We start from the raw sequence: 17,854 nt of genomic DNA, 5'->3' as shown, positions 1-17,854 counted from the left end.
CTGCTCAAACCCGTCCGTCAGCTGATCGAATCGGTCAACGACACCCTCAAAGGCCAGCTCGACCTCGAACTGCACGGCGGCCGCACCATCGACGGCGTGACCGCCCGCATAGCCCAACGCGTACTCGCCCTGACCGCCGCCATCTGGCACAACCGCGCCACCGGCCAACCTGTCACCCGATCACTGATCGCCTACGACCACTGATCACTTAGGACTTACTCGTCTAGGACGTCATGCGCTGAGACAGACCCAGGATGTCGGGGTCTGGCGAGCGCCCGGGGTGCGGCGCAAACGGACCCGCCGCCCGCCAGTCTTCACCCACGAGTCCCACAGAAAGTAATCATCCAGCTGCGAACGGTGGCAGTGCTCGCCGAGCGCCCCAAAAAGCTGCGAAAACCTCGGCCGACCACCGCTCAGAGGTGCCGAACCCTCCGATCTGCGATGCCTCAGGACCAGCACCATGGCCAGCGTACCATGGTGTGCCATCAGGTCTGCCAAAGTGACATACCACTGACGTTCCATACTGGCACCTGGCAGACCACCAATGAGGAACGCGGACGGTTGGTGGTGCTGGTCGTCAGGCCTATTGTTGCCGCATGTCCACGACATCGTTCCTCGACCCATTCGAGGGCATTGAAGATGCGCCGGAACCCACTCCGGCCGAGACGCGAACCGCCCTCCTACAGCAGGCCCGGCGCGGCTACGTCCCCCTCCGCAAGGAGTTCGTCCAGAAGCGTCGAGGGGAGCACGATGAACCCCGAGGATCGGTCCTGGGGGCCATCGTCCACAACCGGCAGCAACGAGGACTGGATGCGTTCCTGCTGATGCACGCCCTCTACCCAGTGACCCGCGAAGACCCCCTAAACGTCAAGACCTGGGCACGGATCCTGTCCGTCGGGAACCGGTGCACCCCGAACGCCACCAGCAAGACTTTCTCGGTCCTCGAGGAAATGAACTTGCTGGCCCGGGAGCAGGATGGACGCCGAACCCTCATCAGACCGCTCAACGAGACCGGCGATGGAACCCCCTGGGTTCGCGCCGGCGAAGACTCCGAGGAGGACGGGCCCGGCTTCTTTGTCGTCCCCCACGAATACTGGACTAGCGGCCTGAGCGAGAAGCTCACCTTGCCCGGCAAAGCGATGTTCCTGGTCCTCCTCCACGACACTCAGACCCCGACCACCCCCACCTTCAGCGTCGCCCTGGAGCGGATGGCCAAGTGGTACGGGATCAGCGAGCGCACCGCGGAGCGCGGCTACCGCGAGCTCGACCAGGCGGGAGTACTCATTCAACGCCCTGTGAAGGTTCTCGACCACCGCCACCCTGCCGGACGGCGCACCGTTCACCACCGGGCACTCAGCTCGCCATTCGGTACCCGGGACCGCCAACGCCTGCAGCGCAAGACGCGCAAAGCGGTGAAGAAGAAGGCCGAGAACGTGTCGAAGGCCGGAGGTGCCCAGTGACCGGCACAACGGGCGACGCCTCGCGTGACGACCAGCCTCAACCCCCGGAACCGACGAATCAGACCACGGCCGGCGCCTTCACGGGCACCGCGTTGGCCGCGATCGTGGTGGCCGTGCTGCAGTTCTTTCAACCCACGATCGCTGGCGACTCGTGGACCCCGTGGATCCGGGCCGCGCTGGCGGTGGCCGTGCTGACCTTCGCAATCGTCGCCGTTGTCTTGGTCGCGAAGCTGGTGTGACCGCCCCCTCGGTTCCCTGCCACGGGCGAAATTCGTGGCTCAACCAAGGATCGTCTCGCTTCGGGATACGGTCACGCCGCGGCCTCGCGCCAACAGGCTGAAGTCAGCACCAACTTCAATGCTGCCGCAGCTTCGGATGTGACCTTCGCGGCGACGCGACGTGGGGCGGACTGAGGTGAACGGCATTCGGGGTGGGGATTGCTACTGGTAGTCGCCTTCTACTGTCCATCGCGGATTCGAGGCGACGTCGGCCCTGAGCAGTAACGCGACGTCGTCGTCGGTTCCTTCCACCACCTGGACCGGCATGATCGGCGTCGTGCTCCGGCTAGGTGAAACGGCTCGAACCGGCCATGGCCCGGCCGACGCGAGGACCCGGCGCGGAGGCCCATCGCCGATCGCGATCGTGGCCGGCGAGTGGGTGAGTTCGCCCCGCTCGTTACAGCGGGCAACGTCGCCTGCTGCGTCGAGCACGGTCACCGATGCCGGGCAGTACGGCACGAGCGCCGGTGACGGGGCGGGCAGGCGTCCTGGCCACGGCCGGTCCTCGAGCGTGTTGCCTCGGGGTTCGCCCCACGGGACGAGCCGGACGCGCTCGGCCGGTCCGCGGCCGCCGTCCAGCAGCGGGGTGCACACCGCCTCTGGCCCGAGCAGGCCCTGGATCCGGACGAGCGCCCGGCCGGCGCGCTCGGCAGCGTCGGCGTCCTGCCCCATCGACCCGACCTGCAGCTGCAGCGCGTTCCCGCCCACGACCTCCTCAGGGGCGAGGGTCAGCCGCACGATGCCGGCGCTGGGGCGGTCGCCGTCGCGGACGGTGAGCCAACCCTCGCACTGCCACTGGACCCGGTCAGCAGTGGCGCGGGCGGTCAGCGGCTCGGCGCATCGCCACACCCGCACCCGCTCCTCACCGGCCTCGGTGAGCGCGGTGATCGTCAGCCGGGTGCAGGCGATCCCGTGCTGGGCGAGTCCGGCGAAGAACCGCTCACCGAGGGTCTTCGCGACGAACGCGGCCTCGTCGACCCGCTCCAGCGGATGCTCGAAGGTCTCGGTGACCGCCAGGTCCGGTGGGAACGCGCGGAACACCGGCGGCCGCTGTGCGAGGCCTCGGGCGAGCCGGTGCGCGGTGATCGCGTCCCGCGGAAACCTGCCAGCGATCTCGCGTTCGGTGAGGGCGGCGAAGGCGCGAGCGTGCGCAGGCCCAGCCGCTGCAGCAGCCCGACCAGCTCGCCCCGCTCCTCGCCCGGCTGGTCCAGGTCGGCGACCGGCAAGGGAGTCAGGAAGCCGGCTGCCCCTCCAGGCGGGACGAAGATCGCACGGCGGGCGGCGAGGGTCGCGGCGAAGAGCCCGTCGGCGATACCGACCTGGCACTCGACGCCGGCGTGGGCTTCGACCTCGGTGACCAGCAGCTCGGCGAGGGCTTCTTGGCCGCCGAAGTACCCGGCTGCACCAGCGACCGGGACGGCGACGATTCCGGGCCGGACGACCTCGATCCCGACCGCATGCCGCTCGACGGCGGCGGCGACGGGTTCGAACAGTCTCGCGTCTCGGTCCGGGTCGTGCTGGTGCACCACCAGCTCCGGGCACCGGGACTGGGCATCCCGGCGGCGCAAACCGCGCCCGATCCCGCTGCGGCGCGCGGCCGCGGAGCAGGTGACAACGCGGTTGGTGGAGAACACCGCGGCCGGAGCCAGAGGCGGCGTCCCCGCGGCGGCGCCGGCAGCGACGACCGGCCAGTCCGGGCACCACAGCACCAGCAACCGGACCGCGTCGCCGCTCATCCGGCCACCTCGGTCAGCCGCTGACCGGGGCGCGGCTCGCCACTGGCGACAGTGCCGCTCGGCCCGGGTAGCAGCAGCGCGGCGGTCCGTGGGCGCGCCGCGGCGCCGCGCCCGCGGCTGGTCGCCACAAGCTCGCGGGAATGCAGGTAGCCGGATTCGTCGGCGGTGATGCCGTGCCACCGACGATGGGACACGGACAGTTCGAGGTCGGCGCCGGGCCACGGGCTGGTGCTGAGCAGGACCGCGCCGCGGTTGCGGACCCGTCCAGCCAGCCGGCGCGCTAGCTGCGGCTGCACGCCGTGGGGTGCGACGGGGCCGAGCACGACCAGGTCGAAGCCGTCGATCAAGGCCGAGAGGACGGCGGCGAGTTCAGCGCCCGGGTCGGGGATCAAGGCGAGCTGGTCGAGCTTGACGCCGAGTTCCGCGGCAGCAGCAACACCGAGGTCAGGCATGCCGGTGACGGCAGCCCACGATCCGGCTTGAGTCGCCTCGGCGAGCAGAGCGAGGACCAGCGCCGCCGACCTGGTGACCGCGATGGTGGTCCCGCGGCGCAGCCCACCTGCCGGCAGCAGACCAGCCAGCGCGGGGGAGACCGGGATCGTCCGGCCGGGCGCTTCGGGAGTTGCCGGGCTGGGGGCAGTCAGCTGGGCGGCACTGCGGACGCCGGGAATCGCGGTGAGCCCAGTCACCGCCTCGGCTTGCGCCACGCTGCACCTCCAGCACCACGAACACGTACCGGAGACACCCGCGTGGGGAGCCGCAGGCGAACCCAGAACCTCGATTAGAACCTATGTTCGAATGATGAGAGGTCGTCGCTGCGCTGTCAAGCTGGCACGGTCGCATCGTTCACAGCATCGTGGGGTGAAACATGAGGACCTGATCCAGGCCGGTGGAAGTCGGTTGCGAGATGGTCCGCCGGCGATCAGATCCGTAAGCGGGCGCGGCTGGCTCCGCCCGCCACTGGGCTCGGCTAGGTTTGGTGCGGTGAGCCTCGAAGCCTCGGCCATCGTGCTGACCACCGCGGTGATGAAGGCCGCCGCGAAGATTTGGCTCGGCGACCGCACGATCGCCGCCGACACCTCGGCCAAGGTGTTCGACCTGCTGGAGAAGCAGGTCGCCGGCCTCAACGACCGCCGCAAACTGAAGCTGTTGTTCACCAACCTCGAGGACCGCGTTGCCGACCGGCTCCTGCCCTTTCTCGACGTCGAGTTCCGCGGACTGCCGGACAACGAACGCGCGGCGGCAGTGGACGCGGCGCGCGCGACGTTTGACCGCGCCGCGCTGACCGACGACGACCTGTTCGCCACCGACCTGGACGCAGGCTTTCTCTACCGCTACCTGCGCCGTATGGTGCCCGGTGTCCCACGAGAGTTCCTGCTCTCGACCGACGCTACCGAGCTGTACCACCGGGTCGTACGGGAGTGCTGCGCGTATCTCGTCCAGGTGACCACCACGCTGCCCAAGTTCCAGCCAGGCGCCCTGGTTCAGGTCCTGCGGCGGGAGACGGAGATCCTCGAGACGGTCCGGAACGTGCTGGAGGCCATGCCGGAGCGTCGTCGCCCGGACGACTTCGCCGCGGATTTCCGCAGGCAAGTCGTGGCGGCGCTGGACCGGATGGAGCTATTCGGCGCGGATCTCACCGGCCCCACCCGCATGTACCGGTTGTCGGTCGCGTACCTCAGCTTGAGCGTCAGCGCAGACCATGACGGCATGCCCGTCGACCGCATCGAACACGTCCTGCCGCACACGTCCCGCATTTTCCTGCGCGGTGAAGCCGGTTCCGGCAAGACAACCGTGCTGCAGTGGCTGGCCGTGCAATGCGCGAGCCGGCAACTGCAGAATGTCGACGGCTGGGCAGATCTGGAGCCGTTCCTGCTGCGGTTGCGGCGGTTCGCCCGCTCGGAACTGCCCACACCGGAACGCTTTCTCGACGAGGTCGGCCGGCACATCGCCGATGAGATGCCGTCCGGCTGGGTACAGCAGCGTCTGCGTAGCGGTAAGGCTGTTGTCCTGGTGGACGGGATCGACGAACTGCCTCCCGAACGCCGGTCGGAGGTCCGGGCTTGGCTGAGCGAGCTGATCACCGCGTTCCCGCTAGCCCGGTACGTCGTCACGACCCGGCCGGCGGCGGTCGAGCCCGACTGGCTGGCCGCCGAGGCATTCACCGAGGTGTCGCTGCAGCCGATGACCCCCCGCGATGTCCGGACGTTCGTCGCACGCTGGCACGCCGCGATGCCGAACAACGACGCCGTTGTTGACCGTCGTGACGATCTGATCGCGGCCATCGGCACGCGGTCCGCGTTGCGGCGCCTGGCCGAGACCCCGTTGCTGTGCGCGTTGCTCTGCGCCCTGCATCACTCAGGCAATGGGCTCCTACCGGACAACCGTATGGAGTTGTACGACGTCGCACTACGCATGTTGCTGGACAGTCGCGATGTTGAACGGCGAATTGAGATCGACACCATGCTTTCCCTGACCGAGAAGCGGGTACTGCTGGGCCATCTCGCGTACTGGATGGTCCGCAACGGCTACACGGACGCCCCGGCGGAAGACGCCGAGGCGAGGCTCGCGGCAAAGCTTCCCTCAATAGAACAAAGGAATGCGGGATCATCTCAAGTCTTCAGGTATCTGCTCGTCCGCAGCGGTGTACTCCGCGAACCGGTGCCCGGCCGAATCGACTTCGTACACCGAACGTTCGGCGACTACCTCGCGGCGAAAGCAGCCGTCGAAGAGGATGACATTGGCGCGCTGATAGAGAATGCGCATCGAGACGACTGGCGCGACGTAGTGGTCATGGCAGCGGGGCACGCCCACCCGAAGCAACGGGTGAAGCTGATCCGCGGACTCTTGGATCCAGCCCCGCAGACTGATCCCGACAGGCTCAAACGCTCCCTGGTCGCACTTGCATGCTTGGAGACCTCCCCGGAGCTGCCGCCTGATCTGCGCGAGCTGGTCCAGTTCCGCACAAGGCCGTTCGTCCCGCCGCGTACGTTCAGGATGGCCGGATCCCTGGCTGCGGCGGGCGAATTCGTGCTTGACCTCCTCGCCGGCCCAGTCCCAGAGGACCCTGAGGCCGCGGCGGCAACCGTACGCGCGGCCGGTCTGATCGGCGGTCCCGCTGCGCTGGAGCTCTTGACGGGCTACGGCGGGCAGGCCAACCCCATGGTGGTGGAAGAACTCGTGAAAGCGCGAGAAAGGTTCGACCCCGCGGAGTTCGCAGCGCGCGTGCTCGCCGACAGCCCGCTCAACGACGGGTCGCTGGTCGTGTCCGACCCCACGGAGCTCGCCGGCTTGGAGCACCTCCGCTTTCTTCGCGCGCTCCACTGCAACTTCGTAGATCGCTATGGGTCGCTTGCGTTCGTCCGGCATCTGCCCCAGCTGCGTGTTCTGAAAGTGGCGGATCCGGCAGGGTTTGACCTGCCGTCATTGAACGACACCCCGCTGAGACACGTCGCCCTGTACAAGTCCCCCTTGCCGAATGACGCGGAGTCGGTCGACCTCGCGCCGCTCGTCAGAGTTCCGGGCCTGCGCCTGGTGACCGCGGAAGTCGAGACGCACGGCTGGGCGCAGCTGGTCGACCTCCCTGAGCTGCAGGGACTGGAACTCGGTGATGTCGTCGACCCAGCCCAGCTAGCGGAGCTGGCCCCGCTGCGTGGACGGCTACGACGGCTTGGACTGTATGACGTGGACGGCCTGCATGACCTTTCGCCGTTATCGTTTTTGGATGTCCCTGAAAGCTTGTCCTTCGAGAGCTGTGACGACCTGCGCGACATCTCCCAGATCACCCGGTGGTCGGGAACGTTGACCAGTCTGCAGGTGGAGGGCTGCCCGATCGGGGACTGGGCGCCGCTGGCGCAACTGACCGGCCTGAGAGAACTCCGCGTCGACGCCACGCCGCCGATGGACCTGAGTGCGGTGTCTGGGCTGCGCTGCCTCCGGCAGCTTTGGCTCGAGCAACCGGAGTATGTCGACCTCGCGCCGCTGGCCGGACAGACGGATCTCACGGTGGTGGTCGGCAAGAATACGAAGTTGTCCGGCGAGGGCTCTCTGGGCCCGGGCTGCAAGCTCAGGCGGATCTGACCGGCCAACGGTGTGACAGGTCTGCATGTGGAGGTGGACAGCCGAAGGACACCGCGCCGCCTACCCGCTTGGGGCTTGGTGTCACGGACACGGGACAGGCACTATTGGTTGGGTGCAATCACGTGAGTTTCGGGTGCGGTTGCCGCTTGACGTGCCGCCAGCACGGTACGCGGCAATCGTGCACGCAGTCGCCGGAGTTCTCGACGCTGCCAGCGTAGTCGCCGCGTCCTCGATCGTCGTGGATCATGTTGCCTGCGATACGGAGCTGAATGCTGCATTCGACCAGTTCAGTGCCGCGTATCCGTGGAGCGATCGCTGATCAGACTCGGCAGCGGTACTGCGTCCTTCGCTCGATGCCTAGGCGAAGGCTGTGCGAGCCAGGGGACCGGTTCGACGGTGAGGTTGGTGGTGTCATTGACATACTCGAACTCCTCGCGGTCGCGACTACTGGCCGGCAACCGGACCGGATCGGCCACTGCGGTCCAGGTCTCGCCGAGCAGCTGATCGCCAAAAGCCTCCGGCGGCTTGGGCGCGGGCGACGTCGCTGGAGTCAGTCCACGACCAGCCACCGCGCCGGTTGGCCACCGATCCGCTGAACAGCCGCTGCGGCCGGTGGGACGCCGACACGGCGGCCGTCCTCGGTGAAGCTGGCGGCAGCGAACAGGACCCGCCACCGGTTACGACGAAGAATGCGGTCCAGGTACTCGGGCGTTCGCCCATACGAGCCCCAAGACCCGGCACGGCACACGTCGATGTCGATGACCAGGCAAGGCCGGTGCAGCGCGTCGAGCAGGGCAGGGCCGTCGTCGGTCGCTACCCGGAACAGCGCGTGAGCTCTTCCGTGCGCAGGACGGCGCGGCGGTCGATCAGTGCGCTAGTCCCTTACACGAGCCCGACGCACTGTATCCCCTGGTGGCGTCCTCCGGCTCTCCAGCAGTCGGGAAGAACTCGTCTCCACGCACGTCGGTGAGATCTGCAACTGACGCTGCCTGACAAGGTCGCAGAACATGAACACCCGTTTGGGGGATGCCAGGCCACGTCCCGAGACGTCGGCTCGTCGCATGCGTCGACGACTTTCTGCAGCTGAGTTGGGGTGGTGCCCTGAACACATGTGCCGTCGGCTGGTCGCGGCAGCCGGGAGCCCCCGCAGCGGCAGACCCGGATCCGATGCCGTTGGGGGACAAGGTGACAGTCCAGGTCGAAAACCGGCGGCTGACCATCTCCGACCTCACCAAGTCCTCTACTCGCAGGCCGGATTCACCAAGGGCGAAGTGATCAACTACTACTCACCAATCGGCCCGGTCCTGCTGCCACACCTGGTCGGTCGGTCCGTCACCTTCATCCGGTTCCCCGACGGCGTCGGCGAGGACAAGCAGCAGTTCTTCGAGAAAAACGTTCCCAACGGCGCCCCGGACTGGCTGCCCACCGTCGCGCTGCCGAGCACCGGCTCCCGCTCCGGCCGAGGCGAAGGCACCATCACCTACGCGCTGCTGAAGGAGCTGCCGGCGTTGGTGTGGGCGGCGAACATGGCCGCTCTCGAGCTGCACGTCCCACAGTGGAAGATCGACCCAGCCGGCGGGCCGCGCCCACCGGACCGGCTGGTGTTCGACCTCGACCCCGGGCCGGGAACCACGATCGTGGACTGCTGCCGGGTGGCCGAACGACTCCGCGACGTCCTCGTCGCCGACGGGCTCACCTCGTACGCGAAGACGTCGGGTGCCAAGGGAATGCAGCTGTACTGCGGCATCGGAACCGACGACCCGGCGGCCCCGTCGGCCTACGCCAAGCGGCTGGCGCAGCGGCTGGCCCGGGAGACGCCGGAGTCGGTGACGGCGGTGATGGCGAAGGCCCAGCGCACCGGCCGGGTGTTCATCGACTGGAGCCAGAACAATCCGGCCAAGACGACGGTGGCCCCGTACTCATTGCGCGGCCGCGACCACCCGACGGCGTCGACGCCGGTGACGTGGGATGAGGTCGAGGACTGCTCCCACGTCGCCCAGCTCACCTTCACTGCCGATGACGTCCTCGATCGCGTTCAGCGGCTCGGCGACCTGCTCGCCGGGCTCGACGAGACCAGCGCTTCGCTGCCCGCGCGGTGACGTGGTTTCGCCCGCACGGCGGATCTGCGGCGACGGGAGGGCTCGGCGGCAGACGGGGGGCGTTCTGCCGCCGAGCCAAACTGCCTGTGATCGGGACGGTCGGGGGGGGCGTGCCGGACCGATCACCTCAGCGCCAGGGAAAGAGGACCGCCCCAGGCCGAAATGACGCTCCAGACATGAGATCACCGAAATGGGCGAACGGCGGGTGTCCGGACCCAGCAGGGCGCGGCCCTCGAAGTCTGCTCAGCGCGCAGCCAACCGCCCGGGGTAGCGGTATCGCGTCCGTCAGACGGTAATCGCACTCTCCGCTGTGGCCGGTTGCTTTCTCACTGGGCCTGGGCGGTGACGGTCCGGTCGCGGCCGCGATCTTTGGCGCGGTAGACGGCGTCGTCGACGGCCCGCAGCAGGTCGGTGAGGTTGCCGCCGTGGTCGGGGAACACGGCAGCCCCGATCGAGGTAGTCAGGGTGATCACCGCCGGGTCGCCGGTGCGGCGGTCGGTGCCATCCACGGTGACCCCGGCGACGGTCGCACGGATCCGCTCGGCGACCGTGGTCAGCGCGGCGGGGTCGAGTCCGGGCAGCAGGACGACGAACTCTTCGCCGCCCCAGCGGCCAACCAAATCCCGGCCGTGGCCGCGGACGCAGCCGCGGAGCGCGTCGGCCACGGCGCGCAGCACGGCGTCGCCGGCGAGGTGCCCGAACCGGTCGTTGATCTGCTTGAAGTGGTCCAGGTCCAGCAGAAGCAGCCCGACGTGGTCGCCGAGGCGGCGGGCGCGGTCCAGTTCGCGTTCGGCGACCTCGTGCCACCAGGTGGGGTCGGCGAGCTGGGTGCGCCGGTCGGTGCGGGCGGCGTGCTGGAACTGGGGCAGCAGCAGCCCGAGGTGCAGGCCGATGACGAGGACCAGGACGAACACCAGTGTCCAGGGCCGGGTGGTCGCGACGAGGGCGTAGACGTAGCCGAGGCCGATGGCGGCGGCGATGATCAGCTGGTCGCTGGCCGGGCCGAGTGCCCGGTGGGCGGGCTGGTCGCGGTTGTCCATGATGATGGCGATGACGACCAGGCCGTAGTTGACCAGCCGGTAGATCGCTCCGGCTAGCACGATCGCGGCGACGCCGCGCGGACCGTCCAGCACGGCGATGTAGGGCGCCGCGGCGGCCGGGTAGAAGGCCGAGAGCACCAGTGTCGCACCGGCCACGCCCAGCACCACCGTGGAGGCGGAGAAGACCTTGCGGTGGACCGGGGCGCGGCGGGCGAAGACGCGGAACCACTCGTAGGTGAAGGTGACGGCGATGAGGATGGCCTGCAGCGGCGGAGGCAGCAGGAGCAGCCCGGCGATGTACCAGGTGGACTGCAGGTGGGTGTAGGGCGTGCCTTCGGGCAGCTCCCGGATCCGCTCCAGGCCTTGGGTGAGTTCCAGGTGCGCGATCGCGCAGGCCAGCAGCAACCCCAGCCACGCCCAGTCGGCGCCGGTCACCGAGGTGGCAGCCGTGGTCGCGGCCACGACCACCACAGTCAGGCCGACGATGCCACCGACGTAGGCGACCAGGCCGCGGGGGAGGGCGAGGAAGGCACGCAGCGGGGATTCTCGATCGCGTGACGATGCCTGGCCCACGACGTCCTGCCCTCCCTCCCCGGAACAGAATGTTCACTGTAACCGGATGGCGACGCTCGGTCGTGCGTCATCCGGGTGACCACATCCGGGCCGTCGTGCCCTCGTCACCAGGAGGTACATCGTGATCATCACCCGCACCCAAGCCCAGCCGACCCGTCGCCCGCGCCCCGGCCGCCCCACCGAATGGAACCGCTGAGCACCCCGTTCGTCGGCGCCGCGGCCGCGCTCCCTCGAGGTCGCGGCGCCGACGGAGACTGTCTGAGGGCACCAGCCCGGCTGGGAGCAAGACAGATCCGCTCCCGGAGCGTCTGCTGGCCGATGGCCAGTAACGCCGACCCGGCGAGAGACGTCTTCTCGTGAGCGGCGACATTGCGCCGCGAACGGGCCCGGTGGCAAGGACTCTTCCCGCTTTGCCACCGGACCCGGGAACCGCAGATCCCAACGAGCGCCGCGACGGCGGCCGCGCAGACCGCCGGGGCATGGTCTCAGTGTTGGCCGTCGTTCAGGACCGCGTGCCGGCCGGACCCGCGACCATGGCCCGCTCCGCTGGCCATAATGGGCGGGGTGAGCGAGCCGATCCCGCTTCTCCCGGTCACCCGGGTCGACCCGGTCCAGTTTCGCCGCGGCGCAACATCGACTGTTCACCGGGATGCGGCTGCACATCGGCCGCTCCGACATCGCCCACCAGGTCGCCTGGGTGCCCTGGATCAACAGCCTCACCCTGCCCGCGCCCGCCTGCCATCAAGGCTGGTCCGGGCTCGGCGCCGGCGGCGAGATCACCCCCACCCACCATGCAGTCAGCTGCCGCATGTGCCTGCGACTGGCCGGCGAACCCGACGATCCAGCTCAGCACGCCCTGTTCGCCCTGCCCGAGCCGGATGCCCTCGGTCTGTCTTGATCTGCCGCGACTGCGGCCCTGGTCATCGGCGCTGACCAGCACGCCGTGCAGTGCTGTAGGCGATAGGTCTCGTACAGCGCGCGGCGCAGACCGGGGCCCAGCGATCCCGCCGGAGCACCAGGAGGCGCCGTTCCTTCGCGCTGGGGTGAACCTCGTCGAGGTTTGCGGTCGAGCCAGCGCCGCGGGCTACCCACGGCTGACCGCGCTTCACTAGCTGCCATCAGCGCGAGAGCCCAGATCGCAATCGCATGCGATTGAGAGCCGAGGGCCCGCATCAGGCGGTTGCAAGGACATCGCCAACGTCGCGGTGCCATGATCGTAAACAACTCGAAACTGCAAGACGCGAAGGCTTTTTGCTGGCTCGCCGCTGGGTGAGAGCGCCTCAACGAGACGGCCAAAGGGCGATTTACTGGGCGCTGCGGCGGCGTCGAGGTCGTCGAGCCATGTTTTGACTGCTCGGTACACCTGATCTTCCCTAACCGAGATCGAGTAGGGATGCGTCGGTAGATTGGTGGACCCTCGCTGTATGCAGCGGTAGTAGCGGTGCGGGCCTGTTGTTGAGCACACCATCTTCCGGTCGCAGGCGGCGCATCGGATGAGTCCTTGGAACAGGTACGTGTGGCGTGTGCGGCGCCCGTGGCGTTCGACCCTGCTTCGTCCAGTGAGGGTCTTCGCCCGTCGGATGAGCTGGACCTGGGTGAACTGCTGGACTGTGATGATCGGTGCGTGTGCCGGCATGCGGGAGCGGACGACGCGGTCGGGTGGTGCTCGCCGGAAGCGGACGGTGTGGCCGGCTGATACGTCATCGGGGTCGAGGAGGACTTCTGTTTTGGTCCAACGACCGAAGACGGCATAGCCGGTGTATCGGGGGTTTTCGAGGATCGAGCGGATGGTGCTGCCGAGCCAGCCGTCGCCGCGGCGGTGCGGGTTTTGTTCGGGGTGGCGGGCGGAGGGGCAGGGGATGTGGTCGTGGTTGAGTCCTGTGGCGATGGCGTGGTCGCCGAGGCCGCGGAGGTACTCGGCGAAGATGCGGCGCACGACGTCGGCTGCTTCGTCGTCGATGTGGAGAATGCGGAGTTGGAGGCCGTCGGCGGCTTTGCGAGGGTGGGGGTGTGGTCCGCCGTCGACGACGACGTAGCCGTAAGGTGCTCGTCCTCCTTCGTGGCGGCCTTCGCTGATGACTTGGGCGTCCATGGAGGCGCGGACGCGGGCTTGGACGTGTTGGCGTTCGGATTCGCTGATGCCGCCGAGGAGGCTCATCAGCATGGTGTGGGAGGGGTTGCGGGGCTGGTAGCAGCCGCCGAGTTCAGGAACCCACAACTGGACGTTGTAGGCGGCCAAGCGAGGTGCAGTGAGGGAGAATTGGTTGCCGAACCAGCACCGGGTGCCTTCGCCGACGACGACCGCCGTCCACCGGCGCGTCGTGGCCCTGAGCTCGTCCAGGAGGCGACCGGCCTCCGGACGGCGGTGCCAGGGGACCGAGCGGGACTGGCCGATGTCGAAGTACTCCTCGACGACCTGGCCGCCGAGCGGCTCCACAAACCGGCACGCGTTGCGCAACTGCCAGCTACGAGATGTGGCTGGGTCTTGTTGGTCCTCGGTCGAGCACCTGCCGTAGAAGGCGAACGATTGCGCGTTCGTCTCGGTAGTTGAGGCTGGCGCGCTTCCCCATAGGGCGTCGAGCTCAGCCCAGGGATCAGCCGGGGCGTCCACGACGTCGCCTTCGGACTTGAGCAGCTATGACTTTGCCCGCCATAGTCATCAGGGTCGGTGATGCGAGATCTGCTGGCCAGGGAGGTACCTCGTTCGAGGCGGTAAGCGGTCGAGCGGCCACGTTTTCTGTCAATGTCAGCGCTGAGTTCAACTCTGTTTGCCGATCGCCGCCGGCACGTGGAAGCGCTGGATCAGAGGCCGGAGCGACGCGGGATGCGTGACGTCGTGGTTGATGTGCTGGGCAAGCCGTTTGATCTGTCCGAGGATCTCGTTGGTACTCGCGGTGAGGTTGAGGTGTCGTACGTGGATTCTGGTGGCGGCGAGGGGCAGGTTGTGGATGCTGCCGGTCGGTGGGCCGTCGGCGTAGATGAGGGTTGCGTCGGGTAGTCCGGTGGCGGTGGCGTAGGCGAGGGTTTGGTAGAGATGCTGGGCGTCTCCGGCGCCGGCATCCATGCGGTATTTGAGTTCGCCGACAAACCGGCACCGGCTGTTGACCCACATGCTCAGGTCGGGCTGGACGTGCAGTTTCCGCTGGTCGTCCAGATGCAGCGCTGGGGCGTGCTTGCCGGCGGGGAATTCGTGTTCGGTGAGGCCGAGGGCGCGTCGGGTGGCGGTGCGGACGAACTTCTCGAAGACGTCGTGCATCGTGACCACGAGACCGGGAGCCGCTATGTGGCCGGCGCCGAGGTCGGCCTTTGTATCGGTGAGGATGAGCCGGGCGAGTTCGACGGCTGGCCGGTAGTGCTCGTTGAGCCGGGTCCATCGCACCTCAGGTAGGTGGCTGTGACGCAGTGGGGGAGCGGTGATGCCTTCGAAGAGGCGTCGCAAGCGCACCAGGGAACGCTGAGTCCTGGTGCTGTGCGTCCGGACCTCGGTCAGCTTCTCGACGGCTGCGGCCAGGAGCTGGTTTTCGAGGATGTCCTCGTCATGGGACTGGTAGGACACCGCGAGCGGCAAGTCGCGGCCGGGGGAGCGGCGTAGCTGCTGTGTGAAGTCGATGCGGCCACGGACGGTGTGGAGCCGGTCGTGGCGATCGCGGTAGCCGCGCAGGACGCCGGTTCGTGTAGCGCGGTCACACAGGTGGGTGAAGAGGGCGGCGACGGCTTCGGTCAGGGTGTCCTTCTCGTCAAGGACGGCGTCGTCGGTCCATGCGGGGTCGACGGCGTGGGCAATGAGGAACAAGACCCGGGAGACCGGCAGCTTCGGTGCCACGACGATCGAGGTGCCGTCGACCAGGACGGTGCCGACCCGGTCGGCGGCACGCACGTCATAGAGGCCGTCGCCCGTGTCCGAGCGGGTGACGGTGCATAGGAACCTCTCCCTGAGGGCGCTGACTTCGGCCTGGGTGAGGGGTTGGTTCTTGACCTGCTTGTATTCACGGAAGCTGAGTGTCTTCATCGGGGCTGCCGGTCACCTCCGCCCGCAACTGGGCCAAGGACAGTTCCGCGAGCATGCCTTCGCGTCCGTGGAAGTGGTCGCGCAGGGTGGGCAGCACCGCGTGCTCCCAGACCAGTTCGAGCCAGCTGTCGTCGATGGCGGTGGGGCGGAAGAAGTGGCTCGGGCCGATCGCAGCGTCCGGGTCGTTGATCTTCTCGTTGGCTTTGGCCACCGCGTCGGCGAGCCACTCGAAGCCCGGCTGTCGCTTGTTGAGGTACTTGCGGAGCACGCCGGCGACCGGGTCGGTGTGCGGGGTGAAGTCTACGAAGTAGAAGCGCCGGCGCAGGGCGCTGTCGAGCAGGGCGATCGACCGGTCGGCAGTGTTCATCGTCGCGATCAGGGACAGGTTCGGCGGCAGCTGAACCGGCTGCTGCCGGTAGAGCAGCTGGACTGATTCGTGGCGGTACTCGAGGAGGAAGTAGAGCTCCCCGAAGACCTGGGCGACGTTCGCTCGGTTCAGCTCATCGATGACGAGCACGTACTGGTTGTCCGGGTGCGCGGCGGCCTCTTCCGCGATGCGCAGCAGCGGTCCTTTGGTGAGGTCGAACCCGCTGCCGTCCTGCCGTGGCCGGTAGCCGTCGACGAAGTCTTCGTAGGAGTAGGTCGGGTGGAACTGCACCAGTCGCACCCGGTCAGCGGACTTCGCGATCCATTCCGCCAGCTTGCGGGCGATGTAGGTCTTGCCGGTCCCGGGTGAGCCTTGGAAGATCACCTGCCTCTTCTCGTCGAGCAGTTGGATCACGCGCTCGAGGAACGGCTCATCCAGATAGAGCTCGTCGGCCAGGTCCCTGAGGGACCGGTCATCGGCCTCGGGCGTGGCCCGGGCGGCCGTCGTGTTCTTGGGAATCTCTGTTGCCGGCTGTGCGGGCAGTGCTCCGCTGCCGCGGCGCCATCCTCGGAGGGCGTCGGCTTCGGCCTCGCTCCACTCGGCCGGCGGATCGTAGGTCATGAGTGCCCACAGCAGGGACTGCGCGTCGAGGCGATCGGCCAGGGGCTTGCCGTGCCGGCGGAAGGCGTCGATGACCTGGTCGAGGAAGACCAGAAAGACCTCGTAGCGTTCGCCCTCGGTCGCGGACGGCTCAGGCTTGGTGTGGCCGGTCAGCCGGTAGGCGAGTTCGGCCGGGGTGGCCCGCCACGGCGGGTAGGCGACCACGTCGACGGCACCGAGCAGCACGGAGGCGAGACTGAGCCGGGCTCCGCTGCCGGACACGGCTGTGGTCGGCAGCCGAGCGAGGAACCGGTCGATCGAGGCCGGCCCCGCATCGGTCCAGAGTTCACCGAGCGACTGCCAGGCGTCCTCGGCTTCATCGAGCCACGTGAAGAAGCTGTCGAGGACACGCCAGTCGACGAGATTCGACCGGCGCAGGACCTGCAGGTCGGCGTCGAGCCCGGACTTCCGGGCGGCGCTGAGCGCGGCCGCGCCGTCGAGCTTGTACTGCCGCTCGTCTGCCGCGAGATCGACGGACTCCCGGATTCGTTCACCCCATTGGACCAGCGCATCCCAGCGGCTGTTCTGCTTGCTCCAGTCCCACACGTACGGCGCCCGGTAGAAATTGACGAACTCGTCCGATTCCCAGCCACCGTTCGGCGCCAGGCTGTTCGCCACGGACGCGATCTGGAACGACGGATGCTCATCGCCTTTGGCGGCGAGTTCAGGCCATGTCTTGAGGATCTGCTGACGGTGGTCGCGGCTGACGACCGGCGCGAACACGTCAGGGAACAGCAGGTGCTCAAGTGAAAACCGCTGGATCGCCGCTCCGTTGTCCTGCAGCCCGTCCAGCAGCTCGACGAAGGCACGTGGCTCGGTCAACGTGTGACGCCGGTCGGCTTCGGGGAGCCGCTTGAGTGCCGCGACAGTTTCGATCAGGTATGCATACTGCCGCCATCGATAGTTGTTGTAGCCCTGGCCTGGATTGATCAACCCGGATTCCAGAGCCTGAGCCAGCTGATCAGGAAGCCCGCGGCGCTCCCCGACGAAGTCGAGCACGGTCCGCACCTGCTGGAGCTTCTTCGCCCCGCCGATCGTGCTGCTGCGGGCGATCAACAGGTGTACGTACAGCAGCTCAGCTGCCAGTTGCACTGCGTTCGGAGGCGCGCCCGCAAGCTGACCACGTAGCTTGCTGAGAAAAGTGCCTTCCCCCAGGTCTGGCTGCTGGACGAAGTCCCGCACCAGGATCTCGACGTTCCCCAGTGTGGAGACCTGGTTGTCGTTGAAAAGTCCCAGGTCACGGAGGAGACAGCGGTCTCGCCACAGCGCGGCCGCCGCGTAGACAGGTTGGGTCGAGGGGTACGGGAACCGTGTGCGGGTCATGGATGCATGACATCAGATCACGCTCGGCTGCGACACTGGTGACGTCACACACCTGCTTCCTGTATAACGACGTACACGATGTGGCGAGGGTCCGGATCATCCCGAGCTTAGGAACGTAAGTCGCGGCTCCCAAGCGCAAGACCCTGCGGGGCCTGTTGCCCAGCAGTCCCTTTACGACGCATTCGCCGATGTCTTCAGCTTCGCCCGGTTGATCCCCGAACTGCTCGCT

The 17,854-nt window shown here is 67.8% G+C and carries 11 protein-coding genes and 2 pseudogenes; 7 read left to right on the top strand and 6 right to left on the bottom strand.

Going from position 1 to position 17,854, the window contains the following annotated elements; translation table 11 throughout:
* From ACWEVN_RS05290 to ACWEVN_RS05280, 3 genes and pseudogenes are all read left to right on the top strand, one after another.
* A pseudogene (locus ACWEVN_RS05290) lies at nt 1–204 on the top strand (IS982 family transposase); the annotation flags it as partial.
* Nucleotides 205–596: 392 nt separating this feature from the next.
* A complete protein-coding gene (locus tag ACWEVN_RS05285; protein WP_452050368.1) occupies nt 597–1,460 on the top strand; it encodes a hypothetical protein in 864 nt (287 codons plus the stop codon).
* Nucleotides 1,457–1,699 (top strand): hypothetical protein, encoded by a 243-nt coding sequence (locus tag ACWEVN_RS05280; RefSeq protein WP_452050367.1) that lies wholly within the window; start codon nt 1,457–1,459, stop codon nt 1,697–1,699. Before ACWEVN_RS05285 ends, ACWEVN_RS05280 begins: the two co-directional genes overlap by 4 nt.
* A 929-nt stretch (nt 1,700–2,628) precedes the next feature.
* Here the strand turns inward: ACWEVN_RS05280 and ACWEVN_RS05275 are convergent.
* Nucleotides 2,629–3,474 (bottom strand): DNA polymerase Y family protein, encoded by an 846-nt coding sequence (locus ACWEVN_RS05275; protein ID WP_452050366.1) that lies wholly within the window; start codon nt 3,472–3,474, stop codon nt 2,629–2,631.
* On the bottom strand, nt 3,471–4,181 hold the full coding sequence (locus ACWEVN_RS05270; protein WP_452050365.1) for a hypothetical protein: 711 nt from the start codon (nt 4,179–4,181) through the stop codon (nt 3,471–3,473). The genes ACWEVN_RS05275 and ACWEVN_RS05270 overlap by 4 nt, the downstream gene beginning before the upstream one ends.
* 277 nt (nt 4,182–4,458) lie before the next feature.
* Here ACWEVN_RS05270 and ACWEVN_RS05265 point away from each other — a divergent pair, with 277 nt between their 5' ends.
* The 3 genes and pseudogenes from ACWEVN_RS05265 to ligD form a co-directional block, all read left to right on the top strand.
* Entirely contained in the window at nt 4,459–7,554 is a 3,096-nt protein-coding gene (locus tag ACWEVN_RS05265) for an NACHT domain-containing protein (RefSeq protein WP_452050364.1), read from the top strand.
* A gap of 112 nt (nt 7,555–7,666) precedes the next feature.
* Nucleotides 7,667–7,873 (top strand): hypothetical protein, encoded by a 207-nt coding sequence (locus ACWEVN_RS05260; protein WP_452050363.1) that lies wholly within the window; start codon nt 7,667–7,669, stop codon nt 7,871–7,873.
* 818 nt (nt 7,874–8,691) lie between these two features.
* Nucleotides 8,692–9,653 (top strand): annotated as a pseudogene (gene ligD, locus ACWEVN_RS05255) (non-homologous end-joining DNA ligase); the annotation flags it as partial.
* Nucleotides 9,654–9,979: 326 nt separating this feature from the next.
* Here the strand turns inward: ligD and ACWEVN_RS05250 are convergent.
* A complete protein-coding gene (locus ACWEVN_RS05250; RefSeq protein WP_452050362.1) occupies nt 9,980–11,266 on the bottom strand; it encodes a diguanylate cyclase in 1,287 nt (428 codons plus the stop codon).
* A 649-nt stretch (nt 11,267–11,915) separates the two neighbouring features.
* Here ACWEVN_RS05250 and ACWEVN_RS05245 point away from each other — a divergent pair.
* On the top strand, nt 11,916–12,164 hold the full coding sequence (locus ACWEVN_RS05245) for a hypothetical protein (RefSeq protein ID WP_452050361.1): 249 nt from the start codon (nt 11,916–11,918) through the stop codon (nt 12,162–12,164).
* Between the two features lie 210 nt (nt 12,165–12,374).
* Here ACWEVN_RS05245 and ACWEVN_RS05240 read toward each other — a convergent pair whose 3' ends face one another.
* From ACWEVN_RS05240 to ACWEVN_RS05230, 3 genes are all read right to left on the bottom strand, one after another.
* The gene (locus ACWEVN_RS05240) at nt 12,375–13,877 is read right to left on the bottom strand and encodes a recombinase family protein (protein WP_452050360.1); all 1,503 of its coding nucleotides are present in this window, start codon (nt 13,875–13,877) and stop codon (nt 12,375–12,377) included.
* A gap of 147 nt (nt 13,878–14,024) precedes the next feature.
* Complete coding sequence (locus ACWEVN_RS05235; protein WP_452050359.1) at nt 14,025–15,275, bottom strand: McrC family protein; 1,251 nt, start codon at nt 15,273–15,275, stop codon at nt 14,025–14,027.
* Entirely contained in the window at nt 15,253–17,625 is a 2,373-nt protein-coding gene (locus ACWEVN_RS05230; protein WP_452050358.1) for an McrB family protein, read from the bottom strand. The genes ACWEVN_RS05235 and ACWEVN_RS05230 overlap by 23 nt, the downstream gene beginning before the upstream one ends.
* Between the last annotated feature and the right edge of the window lie 229 nt (nt 17,626–17,854).

Source organism: Amycolatopsis sp. NPDC003861 (assembly GCF_053605405.1).
The sequence above is the reverse complement of the archived record's forward strand: the minus strand, read 5'-3'. Positions and strand labels throughout refer to the sequence as shown.

Bases quoted from the DNA above. Each gene is read 5' to 3' on its own strand.
- ACWEVN_RS05285 (WP_452050368.1), top strand. From the start codon at position 597: ATGTCCACGACATCGTTCCTCGACCCATTCGAGGGCATTGAAGATGCG.
- ACWEVN_RS05275 (WP_452050366.1), bottom strand. From the start codon at position 3,474: ATGAGCGGCGACGCGGTCCGGTTGCTGGTGCTGTGGTGCCCGGACTGG.
- ACWEVN_RS05245 (WP_452050361.1), top strand. From the start codon at position 11,916: ATGCGGCTGCACATCGGCCGCTCCGACATCGCCCACCAGGTCGCCTGG.
- ACWEVN_RS05235 (WP_452050359.1), bottom strand. From the start codon at position 15,275: ATGAAGACACTCAGCTTCCGTGAATACAAGCAGGTCAAGAACCAACCC.
- ACWEVN_RS05230 (WP_452050358.1), bottom strand. From the start codon at position 17,625: ATGACCCGCACACGGTTCCCGTACCCCTCGACCCAACCTGTCTACGCG.